18 protein-coding genes are annotated in these 19,565 nt (G+C 49.5%); 6 read left to right on the plus strand and 12 right to left on the minus strand.

The features are described from left to right. The first annotated feature begins 73 nt into the window (after positions 1-73). Entirely contained in the window at positions 74-1,423 is a 1,350-nt protein-coding gene (locus DXZ20_RS24220; protein ID WP_163701499.1) for a hypothetical protein, read from the plus strand. A 119-nt stretch (positions 1,424-1,542) separates the two neighbouring features. Here DXZ20_RS24220 and DXZ20_RS38305 read toward each other — a convergent pair whose 3' ends face one another. Further along, positions 1,543-2,088: a gamma carbonic anhydrase family protein gene (locus tag DXZ20_RS38305; RefSeq protein ID WP_163666483.1), complete on the minus strand. Its 546-nt coding sequence runs from the start codon at positions 2,086-2,088 to the stop codon at positions 1,543-1,545. A gap of 338 nt (positions 2,089-2,426) precedes the next feature. On the opposite strand from DXZ20_RS38305, the gene DXZ20_RS24230 reads away from it, so the two are divergent. From DXZ20_RS24230 to DXZ20_RS24240, 3 genes are read left to right on the plus strand one after another with little or no spacing between them, the layout of a single operon-like run. Beyond that, complete coding sequence (locus DXZ20_RS24230) at positions 2,427-2,936, plus strand: TIGR02652 family protein (RefSeq protein WP_006516656.1); 510 nt, start codon at positions 2,427-2,429, stop codon at positions 2,934-2,936. Between the two features lie 41 nt (positions 2,937-2,977). Then, positions 2,978-3,391: a VOC family protein gene (locus DXZ20_RS24235; RefSeq protein ID WP_006516655.1), complete on the plus strand. Its 414-nt coding sequence runs from the start codon at positions 2,978-2,980 to the stop codon at positions 3,389-3,391. Between the two features lie 3 nt (positions 3,392-3,394). Next, the gene (locus tag DXZ20_RS24240) at positions 3,395-4,735 is read left to right on the plus strand and encodes an ATP-binding protein (protein ID WP_163701502.1); all 1,341 of its coding nucleotides are present in this window, start codon (positions 3,395-3,397) and stop codon (positions 4,733-4,735) included. A 9-nt stretch (positions 4,736-4,744) separates the two neighbouring features. Here DXZ20_RS24240 and DXZ20_RS24245 read toward each other — a convergent pair whose 3' ends face one another. The 11 genes from DXZ20_RS24245 to DXZ20_RS24295 all read right to left on the minus strand — a co-directional run bounded on the left by DXZ20_RS24245 (position 4,745) and on the right by DXZ20_RS24295 (position 17,497). Then, entirely contained in the window at positions 4,745-6,094 is a 1,350-nt protein-coding gene (locus DXZ20_RS24245) for a serine/threonine protein kinase (RefSeq protein ID WP_163701505.1), read from the minus strand. Positions 6,095-6,100: 6 nt separating this feature from the next. Next, positions 6,101-7,174 (minus strand): GTPase ObgE, encoded by a 1,074-nt coding sequence (gene obgE / locus DXZ20_RS24250; protein WP_163701509.1) that lies wholly within the window; start codon positions 7,172-7,174, stop codon positions 6,101-6,103. Between the two features lie 42 nt (positions 7,175-7,216). After that, positions 7,217-7,693, minus strand: coding sequence for a DUF4168 domain-containing protein (locus tag DXZ20_RS24255; protein ID WP_163666491.1), 477 nt, complete (start codon positions 7,691-7,693; stop codon positions 7,217-7,219). Positions 7,694-7,757: 64 nt separating this feature from the next. After that, on the minus strand, positions 7,758-8,744 hold the full coding sequence (holA, locus tag DXZ20_RS24260) for a DNA polymerase III subunit delta (RefSeq protein ID WP_163701511.1): 987 nt from the start codon (positions 8,742-8,744) through the stop codon (positions 7,758-7,760). A 77-nt stretch (positions 8,745-8,821) separates the two neighbouring features. Then, the gene (ftsY, locus tag DXZ20_RS24265) at positions 8,822-10,399 is read right to left on the minus strand and encodes a signal recognition particle-docking protein FtsY (RefSeq protein WP_163666495.1); all 1,578 of its coding nucleotides are present in this window, start codon (positions 10,397-10,399) and stop codon (positions 8,822-8,824) included. Positions 10,400-10,494: 95 nt separating this feature from the next. After that, a complete protein-coding gene (gene nusB, locus DXZ20_RS24270) occupies positions 10,495-11,208 on the minus strand; it encodes a transcription antitermination factor NusB (protein WP_163666497.1) in 714 nt (237 codons plus the stop codon). A 71-nt stretch (positions 11,209-11,279) separates the two neighbouring features. Then, positions 11,280-12,059, minus strand: coding sequence for a DUF502 domain-containing protein (locus DXZ20_RS24275; RefSeq protein ID WP_163666499.1), 780 nt, complete (start codon positions 12,057-12,059; stop codon positions 11,280-11,282). A gap of 273 nt (positions 12,060-12,332) precedes the next feature. Continuing rightward, positions 12,333-13,730, minus strand: coding sequence for a magnesium transporter (gene mgtE / locus DXZ20_RS24280; RefSeq protein ID WP_163701514.1), 1,398 nt, complete (start codon positions 13,728-13,730; stop codon positions 12,333-12,335). 124 nt (positions 13,731-13,854) lie between these two features. Beyond that, positions 13,855-15,957 carry a M3 family metallopeptidase gene (locus DXZ20_RS24285; RefSeq protein WP_163701517.1) on the minus strand — a complete coding sequence of 701 codons (2,103 nt, stop codon included), beginning with the start codon at positions 15,955-15,957 and terminating at the stop codon, positions 13,855-13,857. A gap of 218 nt (positions 15,958-16,175) precedes the next feature. After that, complete coding sequence (locus DXZ20_RS24290) at positions 16,176-16,670, minus strand: hypothetical protein (RefSeq protein WP_006516645.1); 495 nt, start codon at positions 16,668-16,670, stop codon at positions 16,176-16,178. A 164-nt stretch (positions 16,671-16,834) separates the two neighbouring features. Then, the gene (locus DXZ20_RS24295; RefSeq protein ID WP_348918720.1) at positions 16,835-17,497 is read right to left on the minus strand and encodes a TetR/AcrR family transcriptional regulator; all 663 of its coding nucleotides are present in this window, start codon (positions 17,495-17,497) and stop codon (positions 16,835-16,837) included. Positions 17,498-17,696: 199 nt separating this feature from the next. Between DXZ20_RS24295 and psbA the strand changes: the two genes are divergently transcribed. Both psbA and DXZ20_RS24305 read left to right on the plus strand, forming a co-directional pair. Further along, positions 17,697-18,794, plus strand: coding sequence for a photosystem II q(b) protein (gene psbA, locus DXZ20_RS24300; RefSeq protein ID WP_163666508.1), 1,098 nt, complete (start codon positions 17,697-17,699; stop codon positions 18,792-18,794). A gap of 456 nt (positions 18,795-19,250) precedes the next feature. Further along, positions 19,251-19,550 carry a hypothetical protein gene (locus tag DXZ20_RS24305; RefSeq protein ID WP_163666509.1) on the plus strand — a complete coding sequence of 100 codons (300 nt, stop codon included), beginning with the start codon at positions 19,251-19,253 and terminating at the stop codon, positions 19,548-19,550. The last annotated feature ends 15 nt before the right edge of the window (positions 19,551-19,565 follow it).

The following is a 19,565-nucleotide window of genomic DNA, read 5'->3' on the forward strand; positions in this document are numbered from 1 at the left end:
TGAAAACACGACTTGGAAGGTTAGCTAGGTATTCCATCTAGGACAATAGACGGACTGACGTTGGAAAGGCCCGATGCATTGTCCGTTAGTTGGGATTGGCTCTACCCTACAAGGGTTTCTGCAGAACTATCGTCCGGTCTTTTGCCGACAGGCCGGGTTTGACCATGTCAGTCGTTATATCAATGGCCTGTTGTTAAGCCCAAATAAGACTCTACAAGGAATATACGCTCAAATCGTCTGGCCAGAGGGGACCCAGGTGAGCCGCCGAGCGATGCATGAATCGGTGTTCGAATCGCGATGGAGTCGCGATGAGCTCATGCGTCGACATCGGGCACTGGTGGCCCCCCGCTATCGAGGTCGTGGGCGAGCGGTGATTAGTCTGGACTGGACCTATTCGTATCATCCCTACAGCCGCAAGATCTATGGAGCCAAGTCCGCCTATGATTATGTGCATAGTGGTTGGAGTCGCTATCAAACAGTGGTCACCGCTGCCATTGCCAATCCCCATCGGGTGGATGGCTTAGCGGTTGAGGTGCAACCGCCCAATTATCAGAAAGCAGAGTTGGCGTATTTAGCGATGACACAACGAGAGCATTACGAACAACTTGACCAGGTGCGAGAGCGATTGCTGGAATTACTCCATTATTATTTACACCAACAAAGCTATCAGAAACGAACGGAGATGGTGGTTGAGAGTGTTCGCACTATCGAAGCCGAAGGGCAGTACCCTCAAGCAGATTATGCCTTTGACCAGGGCGTGTTGACTCGTCCGTTAACCGAACTGATTGAATCTAAAGGCAAACATTGGGTCAGTGAGATTGAACGGACGCGACTGATTATGTGGAACCACACCTGGCAGCAGGTACAACACGTGGCTCAACAACTTAAAGAGAGTCATCCTGAGAGTTTTCGACACAAGAACGTTCGTTGCCGAAACAGTCAATATCGAGAGGTTTGGGCATTTACTAAAGTTGTTCGTCTCAAAAAATATGGTCGCAAACGTATTGTCATTGTTCATGAAACTGAAGACCTCAGTGATGCCCCTCGTTTTCTCTTAACCGATGCCCTGCATTGGGATGCCAACCGGACCTTTTCTACCTGGACCTTTCGATGGCCGATAGAAACCTTTCACGAGTTTGCCAAACAGCTGACGGGCTTTGAAGACGCTCAGCTCCGCAACGAGGAAGCGGTCAAACGCCACTTCTGCTTAAGTTGTATAGCGCAGTCTGCCCTTCAGCAAGCCAGCTGTTATGGACAAAAATCTGAGCGGTTTGACTTTGCTGATCACAATCAGCAACCCATCGGCCAGCGACTGTACTCCTTGTCTCGGGATGCCTTCGAACAGGTGGTCCAGTTGATTCATCGACTCACGGGGCAAGGGCAATCGGTTGATCTCATTATGGAGGTCCTGATGCCGAGCTAACCCCCATCTCACCAGTTATTTTTCTCTGCTCGTAACCTTCCAAGTCGTGTAATCGAACTCAAAATACTCGACAAGTTGAGAAGAGCAAAACTCTACAAAACTCAAAACTTCAAACTGATTTACTCAAACCCTAAATTAGTGCCCTTACCTGCATGAACTAGGGCTAACTGTTCATACTTTTTAGCATGGTCGATCAGCTCTTCGATTTGTTCGGCGGATACAGTTTTCAATACCTTGCCAGGAATGCCGACCACCAGTGACCCGGGTGCGACATCCTTATTCACGACTGCGCCCGCGCCGATGATGCTGCCTGCACCAATACGGACGCCGTTAAGAATAACGGCTCCAATACCAATGAGGCAGCCGTGCTCAACGTGGGCACTGTGCACCACAGCGCGATGGCCAATGGTGACATAGTCTTCAAGGATTGTGGGCTGCCCAGGATCGCCATGGAGAATGGCACCGTCTTGTATGTTGGTGTGGGCACCGATGCGAATCAGCTCGACATCGCCTCGGACGACGGCGGTATACCAAATGTTCGCACCTTCATCTATCTCTACATTGCCAATGACCGTTGCATTTGGGGCAATAAAGGCAGCTTGTGAGAGGTCTGGTGCAGGCCAAAAGCTTTCAGGTGTGGTTAAGACAGGAGTGAGGTTAGTCACAGAATTACCTACAGAATAGATCTAGTTCTAAAGGTTACCAATTGAACCTAGGAGGCTTGCCGGAGGGTAGGAATCAGGTGATTGATACCCCGTCTCAATGTCCATGGGTTTATCAACGTTAACCATTGAGATGGACAAAACTCTTCAGAATAATGTATGTAAGGGTTAGCGCGCGCTATTTTGCCTCCCGTTATAATAAGGCGAGTGAAAGCCTAATTGGCTTTGTTTGGAGTGTTCTATTAGTACGTTCCGGCACCTGGGGCTTTGCCTAGGCTCAACGTTGGGGTAGTTGAGACAGGCCAATACATATTTAGGTGTCAATGCTTTAATAAACCCGCATGCTAAATTCCGCTTCTCAGTATCCGTTTTATGGGCCAGAGATAAAATGCCCCCACTGTCGGCAGACAATTCCGGCATTAACCTTGACCGATAGCTATCTATGTACACGCCATGGTGCGTTTGAGGTCAGTCTTGAAACCCATGATTTGGTACATGTGCAATCGGGGCGTCACTGGCGTCAATGGGAAGGGGAGTGGTATCGTCAGCATACTCATCCTGATGGTATTCGGTTTGAGATTCATGAAGCGCTCGATCGATTGTATACCGAGGGTTATCGGGCGACACGAGTGATTATTGCAGAACGCTATCGGCCCCTAGTGAAGTCGTATCTGGAATACAGTGCACCTTGGCGTGGCCAAGTGGATACAGGAACTCCCAGGCTATATGGGTTACCTGTGGCGTTTAGTCCGTCTTCCCAAGAAGTGCCTCAGTGGGAAGTGATCAATTTTGATTTAGAAAAAGAGCCTGGGGTGCCGAATAATTATCGGTATCTAAAATTTTTTGAGTAAGCTGTTCGAGTTGTTGGTTAAAAGACGGTGATAGGAATACTATGCATCATGCGTCGATTCGAACGGCGGATATTCATAAGGCCATTGCCTTTTATGAGCTGCTGGGATTTGATGTGGTAGAACGTTTTACTGCTGGCATTACTCTGGCGTGTTGGATGGAAGGTTTACATGGACGAATCGAGCTCATGCAGGTGCCAGAACCCAAACCTGCTGCCGATGCCTTTAGTGATGAGCATTACACTGGTTACTATCATCTGTCATTTGACCTGACTCAAGCAGCTGACAGTTTACCGACCTGGCTGGAACAGTTGAAGCAAAAAGCGATTTCTCAAGATACGGTTCTAAACGTCCTGTTGGAACCTCAGCAACAGATGATTGGGTCTAGTGTGTATGAAGTAGCCTTTATTGCTGATACTGATGGGCTACCGCTTGAGTTCCTGCGTCGTTTGAAATAATTAATGGGTTCTGGGATTCCGTTTGCAAATAATTGGGCGTATCTGGAAACAGAGCTCAGCTGGTTAGAACGGCTGCTTTTAGTGGCGGTTTCTCAGCAACGCAAGCATTTAAAGTCGGTTAATCAGGTGGCCAAAAATGCGTCTGACAAGGCGACTAGTGACTGGTGGCAAGGTCTCATTGCGGTTAAAAAACGTGCCTACGATGATACAGCGCCTAAATCATCTGATAAACCCTCACTGGGGTACCAAAAAGCAATAGACAAGCGGATTTTGCTGAGTCGGGCTAGCAAAGTTTCGTTAGGGCTACCAACTATGCAAATGGTGCTGGGGCTGAGCCTGTTTGAAAAGAAGCTGGTACTGATGGCGTTGGCTCCGGAAGTTCAGGTACGTTATGGGCGGCTTTATCACTATTTGCAAACAGGGACTAACTGCGCGGTAGGGGCATTGCCGACCGTCGAACTTGCCTTACGATTATTGTGTCGCAATGATTTGGAGCGTCGGCGTGCGCGTGCCCGGCTGTCTGGTGAAAATTCGTTGATCAAGCGCCAGGTTTTACAATGTGTTGAGGGTTCATCCTCGACATTGTTGGGTAGTCAGATGCAGCTGGCTCCTGCATGGGTTGAGTACCTGCTGGCCGAGAATCCTGACCCGAGCTGGCCGCTACAGTTTATAGCAGCTGACTGGTATGCCCAACTATGTCGAGGGCGAGTGACTTGGCCAGATCTGATACTGGCCGATGCACTCAAGCAGCGACTACAGTCAGTGGCAGAGCAGCCACGGTTGAGGCTATTGCTGGTGGGAGAGCCAGGTGTGGGTAAAGAGCGCAGTGCGATCGCACTCGCCACTCACCTCAAACAATCTCTATATATTCTCGATCTGGCCCAAATTTCTCCCCAAGACTGGCCCAACTGTCTTACCGAACTAGGCCAGGCTAAGTATCCCATTGTCTTAATTAAATCAGCCCACCATTGGCTTGGCCGCAATTCAGCCATCGATACAGCAGCCCTTCAGCACTGGCTGACCAAATCATCAACCCACGTCTTTTTTATAGTTCATCATCGTCACCTTATCCGCCACCAATGGCGACAGCAGCTCACGACGATCGATATCCCCATGCCCAATACCGAACTACGCTTGCAGCTGTGGCAACAAATATTCCCCAACGGCGTTAAATCCATGGGAAAAGTCCGCTGGACTACTCTAGCTGAAGGCTTATCCTTATCTACTCAGCAGATTACTGAAATTGGACGTATGACACAGCGTCTGGCAGGCGATGAAGAGATTACCATTAACCATTTACAGCAAGCCCTAAATCAGCAGGAACATTTTTGGAAACTGCGTTAGCCGTCAGAGCTATTTTGATTTTTGCCTTTGGATAAAGTTGTCTAACGTTTCCTGTAACCATTCTTTTTCTGCTATCGACAGCGATATACCAAATTGATGACTGTAGACACCTTCCCGCAGTGCCAACGTCTTCACAGGCTGATCGTTACTTAGCAGAATTGTTTCTAAAGCCACCCTTTCCAAATTAGCAACATGACCTTGATGAACGCTTTTACAAATCAACATTTTTCGTTTGAGGGTAAAACGCTCTTGACTAATGTCTAACGTAACGTGTTCAAGGGCCGTCCAAAAAGCTCTCCAAGCGAGGCCTAGGCCAATCGCCCAGAAAGGTACAAAAAAAATAACAGCTGCCCCCAATGAGAAAACCGGTAAAATGGCCAAACCTACAAACCAGGCAATACTATTCCAGGCCAAAGCCACGTTGAAATGTCCTCTGAAGGCCGCTCTTCTTAACCCTGTGGGTGGGATATTTAGGAATAGGTGGTGACGATCATAAGTCAGTTGAATATCGCTACCGGCAGGATATTGGAGGCCTTTTGTTGCAGTCAGTCTAGGTCTGGTCAACGCCAACCTAGCAGTTCTAGCAGACTCAAATCGCTCTTCGGCTAAAGGCTCAATCAACCCCTCTAACCAGTTGGCAAATGCCTCAGAAACGTTGACTACTCCACGGAAGTCCATCTTCAGACGTGTTTGTGGCAAATCCGCTGGATTTTGATGGGTGAGCAGATTGATCAACGTTGCCCCAAGGCCATAGAGATCCGTGGTGGGATAAGCATGGCCACGAAATTGTTCAGGAGCCATATAGCCAAAGGTGCCAACCACCGTGCTGCCAAAAGCAATGGTATTGCGATACACACTCTGCACCGCCCCAAAATCCACCAGAAAAATCCGATCATCATGACCACGAATAATGTTCTGGGGCTTAATGTCCCGATGGATGATGGGTGGACTTAGGCTATGGAGGTACTCCAGGATTTGCAAAATTTCAATGGCAATGTGTCGAGTGTCTGCTTCTGAGAAGCGTGCACCAGCAATGACTAAGTCTGAAATGGACCGCCCTTTAGCTAATTCTTGAACAATGTAGAAGTAGCGATCGCAATCTGTATCAACCTGAAAATAGTCAACATATTTGGGAATGCCCGGATGGTTGAGACCCTCTAGAACCTGAGCCTCCCGCTCAAATAGCTCTAGCTTTTTCCAATCGCTTAATCCCTTGAGCGATAGCTCCTTCAGGGCCACATGGTGCCCTGTAACTCGATCTTCTGCCTCATACGTGATGCTACTGCCCCCTTGACCCAGGACATCAAGAATTCTGTACCGATTCTTGATAACGGAGTTGTTTGGCTGGGCGTTGTGCATTTGGGATTATGTCCACTGGGTAGGGGCCATTTCTTGGGGCACCAGGTTTGGGAATGGTTCTGGTTCTACCTCTACTTCTTTGGGCGCGGTCTCTTCAAGTAAGTCCCAGATCACTTGCAGCAATTCGTCTAGACCCTGGCGGCTGACAGCGGAGATCCCAAAGATGCGATCGCATCCACTGCTAGCCATCAGCTCCTCAGTGACAACCTCAAGCTCATCCTCAGGGACTGCATCCACCTTATTGAGTGCCAGTAGCTGCGGACGATCTGCTAGCCCGTGACCGTAGGCGATGAGTTCTTGCTGAATCGTGTGGTAATGCTCAATGGGATCCAATGTCGTAATGTCGATGACATGTAGAAGCACACGAGTTCGTTCGATATGGCGCAGAAAATCGTGCCCCAAGCCAGCTCCGGCATGGGCTCCTGCAATGAGTCCTGGAATATCAGCAAATACAGTACCATCGCCTGTGGGTTTTCGCACCACGCCAAGGTTAGGCACTAGGGTGGTAAATGGATAGTCCGCCACCTTTGGCTTGGCTGCCGATAACGCGGAAATCAGCGTTGACTTACCAGCATTAGGCAGACCAATGATCCCGACCTCTGCCAGCAGCTTTAGTTCTAGACGAATCCGTCCCTCTTCTCCGGGGAGTCCGGGTAAGCAGGTCTCCGGTGCCCGGTTACGATTGCTCAAAAAAGCCGCATTGCCGAGGCCGCCTTTACCCCCCTCGGCCACACATAGGGTTTGACCCTCGGTGACCAAATCCCCCAGTAGTTCGCCTGTTTCGGCATCGTAGATCATGGTGCCGCAGGGCACTTCTACAACCAGATCCTTCCCCGTTGCCCCCGTCATGTTTTTAGGGCCACCCCGTTCGCCATGTTCTGCTTGAAAGCGGTGGGCGTAGCGAAAGTCCAGCAGTGTTTGTAAATCGGAGACCGCTTGGAGAATGACTGAGCCGCCATTGCCCCCCCTGCCGCCAGATGGCCCCCCTGCTGGCACATATTTCTCTCGGCGAAAGGCCACTAGACCATCTCCACCATCGCCCCCTTGGACGTCAACTTCGGCTTGATCAATAAATTGCATAAGGGGGAACGGGTAGACGGTAAAAAGGAGTAGCTAACTGCCCTACTGTAGCTTTGCTATTTCCAATTGTATCTGCTCAGTTAGCGCCTCATCCTGACGATGAGCAGCAGTTATTGCGTTAAACAGATCAGTAGTGAGACCTTGTTCCTCTACTAAATCTTTGGCCTCGTTACAGTATTTGATCAGTAAACGCCGGACTTGAGGCCTTACCTCACGTTTAAGCTCTGATAAATCATTGGTGCTCATACAGCGTAAATCGTGCCGGGTAATATCCTCATTAGCAAGTTGCATGATGTCGCTGATGTCAGCGCGAGCGTCCAAGCGAATTTCTTCGACAGCTAATATGGCAGCAGCGTAGTTGCCGATTTCTTCCTCTGTAAAACTCTGGGCATAGACATTCTGCCAGAGTGTAGATAGCGGGAACCAGGCACTGGCAAGCAGGCTGGCACTAATCCCAACTATCCGGCGAAGGTGACGAGGACCGTCAATGTCATTACTAGAGCAACGAGTAATCATCATGGCAATACCTAGCAAGATTTGACCAATTCTAGTGAATAAAACATGGGTACTGCATGGTAAGCCTTTAGACCGGCTTGAAGCAATGTGCTAGTTCGATGACTTTGGTATGTAATGTTACAGTCTCTGGTGCTCCCTGTTTAAGGGAATATTCAAGGGATAGTAGAAGTCTCAGGGCATTTTGCAATTGTGAGGATGAGATGCCATGTATTTCTTTTTGCAAAAAATAAATACGTTTAGGGTTGCCGATATCTGCCGCTTGGGCAATGGCTCGGGTATCCCGTTCACCGGATTCGGTCATAAGTTTGACCCATAGCCAGGTGCGAAACTGCCCTACCAGGGTGGCGACGATACGCAAAGCGGGTTCATTGCGCGTTAGTAGTTCGGTAATTAGGGTCAGGGCTCGGTCTGTTTGGCCCTGGCGCAGGGCTGCCGCTAACTGCAGACTGCTTTGGGTGCTAGTGGCCACGAGGGCATGAACCGCTTCGGGTGGCAGTGCCTGTTTCGGTTGGGGCCAATAGGTTTTGAGTTTTTCCAGTTCGTTATAAAGACGGCGAGTGTCGGCACCAATTGCTTCTCCCAGTAGGGCAGCTGCCTGGGGAGTGAGTTGCAGTCCCACATCTTTAGCAACCTGATATACCTGATGTTCAATCTGGTCCGTCTTCCACGGCGGGATGGTGTCAAACTCGCGGATATCAGCGTATTTTTTGATGAGTTTGGTGGACTTTAAGCGTCCATCAGGTTTATTGTTACTGGTCAGCAGCAGGATGGCGCTATCAGGAATTTTGGGCAGTGTCCGCTCTAGTTCAGCCACAAGGTCGGCAGAACATCGCTGACAAACGGGGGTATCAACTAGCCACACAACCCGTTTACCCATGCCAAAGGGGGGTGTCATGGCCTGATTTAACCCTTGGATGATGGCGTCGGACTGCTCCGGTGGGATTTTTTCGTAGTTAAAGCTAGCCCAGTCAGGGTTGAGGTTGCGATCGCACAATGCGCGTACCGCCTTTTTCATCCGAAACTCATCGGCACCCCAAAAGAAATAAACCGGCATTTATGGTGAAATGAACAATTCCCGTAGGTTGGGTTGAGCCTTGCGAAACCCAACACCCAATGGTATCTCAACCCAACCTACCCGCTTAATAATGCTTCGACAAACTCATAGCTAGAGAACGGTCTTAAATCCTCAATCCCTTCGCCGGCACCAATAAACCGAATCGGTAGGCCTAGTTGCTGCACCACCGCCAGGGCCACTCCACCCTTGGCAGTACCATCCAATTTTGTCAGCACTACGCCGCTAAGATTGGCCGCTTCTGAAAAGACCTTAGCCTGTCTGACACCGTTCTGCCCCAGGGTGGCATCTAGCACTAGCAGTGCTTCTACATTGGCATCTGATGCTTTCTTATCGACAATGCGTCGGATTTTGTTGAGCTCATCCATCAAATTCTTTTTATTTTGTAGACGGCCTGCTGTGTCCACCAGGAGTAGCTCTGTATTGCGTGATTGGGCAGCGGCAATGGCGTCAAACACGACGGCAGCTGGGTCAGTGTTTTGCCCTGGATTAGCAATGACGTCGACCCCGCTGCGGGCTCCCCAAACTTTGACCTGCTCCACGGCAGCTGCGCGGAAGGTATCCGCTGCTGCAATCAGGCAGTTATAGCCAGATTTTTTCGCAATGTGGGTGAGCTTACCGATGGTCGTGGTTTTACCGGCTCCATTGACACCCACTATCAACCAAATGTTGAGCTGTTCACCTTCGGGCACAAACAGTAAGTTGTGATTTCCCTCAAGCGGACTATCCAGCATCTGTCGCAGCAGCTTTTTAAGATAGCGAATGGCGGCTTCAGGCGGTAAGGTCGCCTCACGCATTTTGGATTGGAGAGCTTCGATAATCTGATCGGTGGCTTCTACGCCGACATCAGCTTGCAGCAACAAGGCCTCAATTTCGTAGATGGCATCTTCATTAAGCGGTCCCTGCCCCACAACTGCTTTCAGCTGATTGACCAGGCCCCGTCGAGTTTTGCCTAGCCCTTGACGTAACTGGTTAAGCCAGGTGATTTCTTCAAGGGATATGTCATCCGGACGTCGCCCTTGGGATGCTAAAACCTCGGCTGACCAAAGAAATGCCTCGTCTAAATCGACATCGGGCATCACCATTGGCGGTTCTGGTTCTGGCTCAGATTCCGGTTCTGGCTCAGGCTCAACGATGGCAGTTTCCTTTAGTTTGGCCAAGCGTGCTTCTCGTTCTGCCTCGGCTGCTTTGGCCCAGAAGGGAGCAGCAACGGAGGGGGTAACTTCTGTTAATGCTTCCTCTGCTTCCTCTTGCTCAGTGATTGCAGGAGTTTCTTCCGGCGTAGAAATCTCTGTGGACACGTCTGTAGAGACCGGAGTTTCTGCCGCTGGTGCAGCGGCTTTACTCCCTACTGGAGCCTCAACTGCTGGCTCCGGTTCAGATTCTGGTTCCGGTTCCACGGGCTCAGGCTCGGGTTCCGGTTCTGCTTCAGGTTCCTCAACGGTTGCCTGTTGCTGCTGAATATTTTGGTAAGCGGCCTTGGCCCAAGCTAAATAGTCTTCAGCACTGGCAGGTGCATCACTGTCGTCTGCGGCAGCCTCCGCAGATGTTGAATCATTTGTTGTTTCATCTGTTTTGGCATCCTCTGTTTCAGAGGACTCGTCATAGCCACGGCGAAACCAATTAAATGAAGACATAGGTCAATGAATGGGCAATGTTCAACGTGTAGAGTGGGCATCACCCACTGATGTAACAATCAGGCCTGTTATAAATTTGAAATTTGGCTGCAAACTTAAGGTTCATCATCAGAAGGCGTAGGGTCAGGGCTGCTCTCTGATGCCACTTTCGATAATTTCAGAGGTGTTGATCTGGCATCCAGTTTTTGGCTTGCTAGCTGATCTGTCACTCGACGCATAACACCATTGATAAACCGGTAGCCTTCCTCATCACTGTATCGTTTGGCGATTTCGATGGCTTCATCGATCGCAATTCGTTTATCCACTGCCAGATACAAAATCTCGGTGAGAGCAATCCTGAGAATATCGCGATCCACCCGAGCCAAACGTTTTAAGTTCCACCCCACCATGGCACTGTCTAGCTGCTGGTCAATGTCATCACGATGCTGGGTGAGTTGGGTGATAATCCGTTGGGAGTAATCCTGAATATCTTTACGACCTGCCAGTTGCACAAATTCTGGTAGTTCTGTGGCAGCCCCAAGCCGGTTAATAGCAGTTTGCACCTGTTCAATGGCACCCTTGACCGTTTCTTGGGCACTGCGAAGATCGCCAGAGCGAGTTTCGCTATCGAGCAATTGGCGGTTACCCCGCACCAGTTCTGCCGATGCTGCTTCTAGGGTTTCTTTCACCTCGGCTGTGAGGGTGCGAATGGCTTCGGTCAACAATGTGTCAACAGATGGGCCAGAAGTTTGCTTACTACGTTTTGGATCGTCCGTAAGCTGACTCATGCCAAGGAGGGCAAGCTCACGGGCAATACGACGGGATTGCATGGCGTTTGGGAATGGGTGGTCTAGCTCAGATATCTTATCAGCCAGTGTGTGGGCGGCGCGGATATACGAGGCTATCCTTGTTGATCAATATTAACGAGTTCAACTCTGGTTTCAGGGGATTCAGCTGTTTCGGACTCAGCCTGTTGGGATGTGGACGAGTCGAATGGTAAGGCCTCTCCGTCTCCAGCAGGCAGTTGGGGTCTGTCTGAATCTTTTGCTACCAAGGCCTCAGCTAGATTGGGTCCAACAATACCGCCTGATAGCAAAACTTTAAACGCTTCTTCAATAGAGATACTGAGGTTAACCACATCAGCCTCGGGAACAACTGCATACCAGCCACTGGTGGGATTAGGCGTAGTGGGCACAAACACACTCAGCATCTTGGAATCAGGATTCATGGATGTGACGGAGCTGGTGACAAAGGCAATGGCCCAGATGCCTCGACGGGGATATTCCACCAACACCACACGGCTAAACTGACTTTTGGTGTCTTTTAAGACAGTCTCAAGTAGCTGTTTCAGAGTTTTATAAACTGAGCCAGCCAAGGGAATAGATTGGAGGATGCGCTCACCAAGATCTAATAGCCAACGACCAGCAATATTGCGAGCCATCAGACCAATGAGCAAGATGGCTAGTAAAGGTACCGCAAATCCAACGCCTAAATTAAAGAGGGCTACTAGAGCTGGGTGTAAATCAACAAAAGGATTTAACTGCTTGGGAAATTTGGTCAGCGCACGAATTACCCAGCTGGCTACGGTAATGGTTAGCCAAATCGTTGTGGCTAGGGGAATAATCACCAGAAGACCTGCAATCAGGTCATTCTTCAAACCTTGCTGGAAATTTTTTAGCACGGGCTGATGTCTCGGTTGTAGTCGTAGCGGTCTATTTCAGTCAAATAAGCTGATTAGGTAGGGCCTGTTTCAGAAAACTGGAATGTTTCGCAGTGTCACTTATCACCATATATATCCTAAATTATTGTGGCAAATGTTGTGATCGGTCCGGGGATCGGTTATACGCGGTAGCCAATTGAGGGAATAGACAGTAGTTCACTGAGCGCCAAGATTCAAGCGTTTTAGCTTTTTGCTACAGATGTTGGCATCCTATGCCCTATTGTTCACCAACCACTACAGCTGGAGCACTTGTCTTGCCAGCGTTAAGTAGATAAAGACTCCAAATACATCTACGACGGTGGTAATAAATGGGGCTGACATCAGCGCAGGGTCAAAGCCTAAGCTTTGGAACAGAATGGGTAGAGCTGCTCCGGCGCTGGATGCCAGGACGGAAATTGCGATCAGGCTCAGGCCTACGGTGAGGGCTACGCCTACATTGATAACAGGCAGGATGTATAGCACTCCGGTGACGACTAGGGCCAGCATGAGACCCAGGAAAGCACCTGCGATCGCTTCTCTACGAATCACCTGGAACGCCTCTCGTAGCTTAAGCTCATCGGTGTTCAAACCACGGATCACCACGGTGGATGACTGAGCGCCTACGTTACCCCCGGTACCGATCAGTAGCGGGATAAATGAGGCTAAGATTGCCACCTGTTGAATCAAACTTTCCTGGCTTCTGATCACGGCAGCGGTAAAGGTATTGGCCACCAGCAGTACTGAGAGCCATACAACGCGCTTACGAGCGACCGTTAGCAGGTTGGTCTGAAAGTAGTTATCACCGCCAGATTGAACACCGCCTAGGGCATAAATGTCCTTGGTGGCTTCTTCTTCGAGGATATCGATCACGTCATCAACGGTGATGATGCCCACCAGCCGTTCCTCAGTATCGACAACGGGCACTGCCAAAAAGTCGTAGCGTTGAATCAACCTGGCGACTTCTTCTTGGTCCACACCTGTTTGCACTGAAACCACTTCGCGGGTCATCAGCTCTCCAATGGTTTGATCGGGTTGACCGGTCACTAAAATTCGCAGTGACAAGATACCTGTGAGACGCCGGGCTCTGTCGGTGACATACAGGTAGTACACTGTTTCACTAGCACTGGCCAGTTTGCGAATGTGATTGAGTGCCCGTTCCACCGTCCAGTTTTCTTTTAGGGCGATGTATTCGGGGGTCATGGCCCGCCCAGCTGTGCCTGCCTCATAACCCAATAACAGGGCTGTGGCTTCGCGTTCCTGTGCACTCAGCTGTTGCAGCAATTGTCGTACCACCTTGGCGGGGAGTTCATCAAAGAGGCGCGCCCGGTCGTCAGGCGACATCTTGTCCACAATGTCGATGACGTCCTGGCGCTTAAAGTCTTCAACCAGGGTTTGCTGAATGCTGGAGTCTAGATTTTCATAGACTTCAATGGCTTCAGCCTTAGACAGTAGGCGGAAGGCAAGGGCCTGCATCGTATCAGGCAATCCTTCGATAGCTTCAGCGATATCCGCAGGCTGTACAGGGACCAGTAATGCTTTTGCCCCTTGGTAATTGTTCTGTTCTAGGAGAGCCTGAAGTTGCGATCGCACCAGTTCGCGCAGTTCCCTGCGCGAAAATGATGCAGTGCTTGTAGCCTGTTCAGTGTCCGTCAAGGAAGGTATGCCCAATCCAGTTGCCTATAGTCTAGTGGTGGAATGGGTCTAGAACGAAGAAAATCCTGCAAATTTCTCAGGTACATAATTTAGGAGGATGGACATTTCCCAACCTCCTGATGGTTTATGCTGCCTTCAATCCCCGGTGTCTCAACAGCGCGTCCGTGCTAGGCTCACGTCCGCGAAATGCCTGGAATACCTCCATGGGATGACGGCTGCCGCCCAAGGCCAGCACCGTATCGCGGAAACGCTTACCAGTTTCCTGCACAGCACTTTCGTTATCAATGCCCACCTCCTCAAACGCGGCAAAGGCATCGGCGCTGAGTACCTCGGCCCAGAAGTAACTGTAATAGCCTGCCGCATAACCACCGGCAAAGATATGGCCAAAGCTGCATAAAAACGCATCCTCAGCTAAGGGTGGCAGCACCGTAGTTTTTTTGGCCAGTCGATCCCGCACATCCCAGATGGTCTCAGATCCATCAGGCTGATAACGAGAATGCAGTTCAATGTCGAGCCAACCAAAATTCACCTGGCGCAGAATGGCATTGCCGGTCATAAAGTTGCGGGCAGCTAGTAGCTTCTGGTAATCGGCTTCAGGCAAAGGCTCGCCAGTCTCAAAGTGCCGTGCCATTTTGAATAGGGTATTACGGTCGTAGCACCAGTTTTCCATAAACTGACTGGGCAGTTCGACCGCGTCCCACTCCACATTGTTAATGCCCGCAGCCCCTGGATAGTCGACCTGGGTCAGCATATGCTGTAGCCCGTGGCCAAACTCATGAAACAGGGTTTCTACTTCTCGGAAGGTCATCAGGCTGGGTTTGCCATCAATGGGGGGTGACTGGTTGCAGACAAGATAGGCCACCGGTAGACGCACGGGGAGTTTAGGCTCTGTATGGGCACGTACAATGCATTCATCCATCCAGGCACCGCCGCGTTTTTCAGCGGGTCGACTGTAGGGGTCAAGATAGAAATAGGCAATGGGTGCACCGTTGCCATCGGCAATGGCAAAGTAGCGCACATCTTGATGCCAAACGGGAGCCTCCCCATCGACGGCCTGAATTGTCACCCCAAAGAGGCGATGGGCTAACTCAAACAAACCGTTGAGTACCTGAGGTAATGGAAAATAGGGTCTGAGCGCTTCGTCGTTAAGATCAAACTCTTGTTCCCGCATGCGTTCTGCCCAGAAGGGGATATCCCACTGTTTCAAGTCGTTAGCTGTCGATGCGTTGTGCGCTAGCGCAAAGACTTTGAGGTCCTGTAATTCTTTAACAGCAGCGTCATAGCTGGCACTGCGCAGTTCTTCCATCAGCTCCTCCACTGCATTGACTGAGGAGGCCATTTTTCTGGCAATGCTGAGATTGGCGTAGGAATCAAAGCCAAGGAGATTAGCCTGCTGTTTTCTGAGGACCAGGGTTTTATCAATCAGGGGTGAGTTATTGAGGTCACCAGAGGACGCACGGCTGATGTAGGCGCGGTAAACTTTTTCCCTCAGGTCACGACGCTGGCTGTGCTTCATAAAGGGACCATAGCTGGGAATATCCAGGGTAATTCGCCAAGGGCCTGCTTCTGCGGTAGCCGATTCCTCTCCAGCATCGCGGGCTGCCTGAGCCGCTAGACTTAACAAACTAGAGGGCAACCCAGCAATGTCTTCCTGGGTTGTTAAGGTTAAGCTAAAGGCTTTGGTGGCATCTAGCACATGGTTCGAAAACTGGGTTGATAGCTCCGCCAGCTGTTGTTGAATTTGGTTGAAGGTTTCCTTAGCGTCACCTTCTAGACCCACACCTGAAAGTTCAGCATCGCGGATGGCTGCTTCCACAATGCGTTTTTGTGCAGGGCTGAGGTTGGTGTCTTGGGCCAGTTGTTTGAAACCGGTGTAGAAGGCTTTGCTCTGGCTTAAGCGGGTGGCAAACTGTACTAAAGCAGGCTGCACAGCTTCATAGGCGGCTCGGAGTTTAGGGCTGTTTTTAACGCCCATTAAGTGCCCTAAAACACCCCAAGTCCAACCCAGCCGCTCACTGATTTTAGTTAGCGGTTTGGCTAAGCCTTCCCAGGTGGGGCTCATGGTTTTTTCCAATGACTCCAAGGCTGTGGTGAGTTCGCCAATCAACTGCTGGATCGCGGGTTCTACTTGATCGGGCTGAAACTGATCAAATGGAGGGAGACCATGGCCAGTCAGAAAAGGGTTGGTTGCTACAGCGGGAGCACTGGTAGTTGCCTTAGAAGTCATAGGTTGCTTTGGAAAAAAATTAAGTGTGACAGAATTCTCAGAAAAACTAACTTCCCGGAATTATTCCGACTTATCTATATAATGTTAGTTCGATTTTTGGTGAGTGTGTGGGTAGAAATTACAGGGGCTTGTTCTAGAGGATTCTAATCGGTGTTATGGGCATTTGGGATAACCCTGATGGAGTTTTTCCTGCAAGGTAATGCCATGAGATCCTCTGTTTAACGGGCTTCGATGGTTTCTGGATCCAGAGCCTGCAAAATACGGGCAGCTTGGGTGATGATGCTTTCACCGCCACTAACGACGACTAAATATTCTCCAGCATCAATGCGATCGCGATAAGGTGTTTCGTTATTGTTAAACAGCAACGCAGGACCACCACAAATAAAGAAGCTGCCCATTAGTCCAGACCCAGCGCCTAGCAGACCTCCTAAAAGCTGATTGCCTAAGGTGCCTGTCCACTCAAAGGTATTCAGACCTGTAATAGCATCAAAGACAAAGCCTCCGCCAAACCCAAAGGGGACTAGCCAGGTGGCCATGCGTCGTACCTGAGTCCAGGCGGCTTCTTTAGGATTTTGCAGGCCAAACTCGTCAGTGGTCGGACACCCCTCACCCAGAATAGAGACATCGTCCATGGAAAAGTTGCTGGACTCTAGCCTGGCATAGGCTTCTTCGGCATTGGTGCGATCGCAAAAAGCAGCGACAAGGTATCTCATGGGGATAGAACAAGTAATGGCTCCAAGTCAGGGCAAACCCCGATATGTTCTATTATTCCTCGTTGACTACATTTTGGGGGTTGTTGTTTTGCACAGAGCAGCTGTCCACCTATGGGGGGATTGCCAACAAACACCCACCTCACTAAACCATGGGTATTATGGGGCTACCCGTTGGCCTGAGAGTGTTTGAGCACGCCAGCTAGAATAAATGCGATCGCAGACTCTGCGTAAGCTTCTATCGCCTGGGGTGCTCGCCATTCACTTTCTGGCACCAAATTTCTCAGATTGTTCTCCGCATTAAAGTAAAAAGTCATTGTTCCCATGATGTGAATCATCGTCAACCAGGGGTCCAGGGGGCGAAAATAGCCTTCATCCATCCCTTTTCGTAAAAAACTCACCCCCAGGTTAATGGGCACTTCCCAACCCGTGAGCTTAAAATACCTACCTTCATTACCCATGGCCTCATGGAGCAGTACCTTACCCTGATAAGGGTTGTTAACTTCATGGGCTACAGCCGCCCGCAGGAATGTCCTCAAAACATCCGGTGGCGATAGATTCTCTAAATTTAAGGTCTCAACAGCCACCAAAAAAGTAGCCGCATAGCGCTCTAACACTGCCTGATACAGTTCTTCCTTCGTACCAAAATAATAGTGAATCATCGCCTTGGTGAAACCGATGTTCGCAGCGATTGGTTCCGTTCGTGCCCCCGCTAGTCCATGGCGTGCAAATTCCTCTTCAGCCGCATCTAAAATTTTTGCTTTGGTGGCTTCCGGGTCACGACTTTGCCGCTTGGCCGATGAGCGCTTTGATTTGGCTGACGACTTCACTACAGGATTTGCAGATAGAGGATTCTTACCAGAATACAACGCCTCTCCAAGGCCTATCAACAGGTTTTCATTATCTAATTAACTAACCAGTTAAAAAGTTATTGACATGTGCGACCAATGCCTTTAAGTTAACTAACAGGTTAGTTTAACTATTTGGTTAATTATTGCAGCTTAACCCTGTCGTCTTTTCGTCAGACTTATGACAACAACTTTACAGAGACGAGACCAAGCCGGTCCGTGGCAGCAGTTTTGTAACTGGATAACCAGTACAGAAAATCGTCTTTACGTGGGATGGTTTGGTGTTTTAATGATTCCCACTCTCTTGGCGGCCACAGCCTGCTTCGTGCTTGCATTCATTGCAGCCCCTCCCGTTGATATTGACGGTATTCGTGAGCCTGTAGCAGGTTCATTATTGTTGGGTAACAACATTATCTCTGGTGCTGTGGTGCCCTCTTCCAATGCGATTGGTCTACACTTCTATCCCGTTTGGGAAGCCGCTTCCCTTGATGAGTGGTTATATAATGGAGGCCCTTATCAACTGGTCATCTTTCATTTTCTTATTGGCATTTTTGCTTATATGGGTCGTGAGTGGGAGCTGTCCTATCGTCTGGGTATGCGCCCTTGGATTTGTGTCGCCTACTCTGCTCCGGTGGCTGCAGCTACCGCAGTGTTTTTGATTTATCCCATTGGTCAGGGGAGTTTTTCCGATGGCATGCCCCTAGGTATTTCCGGTACCTTCAACTTCATGCTGGTGTTCCAGGCAGAACACAATATCCTGATGCATCCATTTCATATGATGGGTGTAGCAGGTGTATTTGGCGGAGCCCTGATCAGTTCCATGCACGGTTCTCTGGTAACCTCTTCCTTGGTGAGAGAAACCACTGAAATCGAGTCTCAGAACTATGGCTATAAGTTTGGGCAAGAAGAAGAGACTTACAATATTGTGGCCGCCCATGGTTACTTTGGTCGCTTAGTCGGACGCACGAATGAGATTCTCTTGGGTGTAGATGCTAATAGTCGTTCTCTGCACTTTTTTATGGCGGCTTGGCCCGTTATAGGCATTTGGTTTACGGCTCTGGGTATCAGTACCATGGCCTTCAATCTCAATGGATTTAACTTTAATCAGAGCATCCTTGATTCCCAGGGACGTGTCATCAGCACTTGGGCTGATGTTATCAATCGTGCCAATCTGGGTATGGAAGTGATGCATGAGCGTAACGCCCATAATTTTCCCCTTGATCTGGCCTCAGGCGAGGCAACTCCTGTGGCGATAGCGGTTCCTTCCCTGACTAGCTGAACATTACTCATCGAGTAATGTTCTCATTCGCCATAAGAAATTGAACTGTCTGATTTGAAAGATCTTAACTTAAACGAGATTACTAGACCTGGTTAGTAACTCTTGTTATTGAAGTGATGATAGAGTGCTCCTATCTTATGGCATTCAGTAGATTGCTATAAGATAGGAGCTTTTTTCTGAGGTTTGGACGTTGATTGATTTTGTTGCTTTAGTACGATTAAACCGTATTTTGAGGTGTTGCTACTTAAACTTCGACTCCCAAGGAATTCTCGTATTTAAAGGAGATTGTTGTCTTAGGAAAAGATGAGTCGTTAGCTTGTTTTTGGGGGAGAGATTTGTAAGATAGGTAGTGCTTGTTCCTAACAAAAGAAAAAACGATAGCTAGAATGACATCAGGTTAACCACTGATGAATTATGAAGTGTGCTCTAAAACCGTTGACTTGTTTCTGTTTATTGTTGGCTTTATTTCTTAGTCTTTGGCTACAGCCAGTGGAGGCATCGCTTTCCCTTTCAGATCCTCGGATTAATCGGCTGGAGTCACAGTTGCGATCGCTCCAATCCCAGGTCAACCGCCTTCAGTCTCAACTCCCTCGCGCTGGCAACATTAGGCCCGCTCCCATTGACCGTCCGCCCAGCCCTGAAACACCATCCTTTGATCAGCAGTTTGATACCCTGGCAGTTTTGGTTATCGAATTGCAACAGCGAGTATCGGTGTTGGAGACCAAACTAGAAGAAATGGAGGAGCCTACCCAGTAGCTTTGGGTTTTCAAG

Source organism: Adonisia turfae CCMR0081 (genome assembly GCF_011009555.1).
GTDB lineage: Bacteria > Cyanobacteriota > Cyanobacteriia > Phormidesmidales > Phormidesmidaceae > Leptothoe > Leptothoe turfae.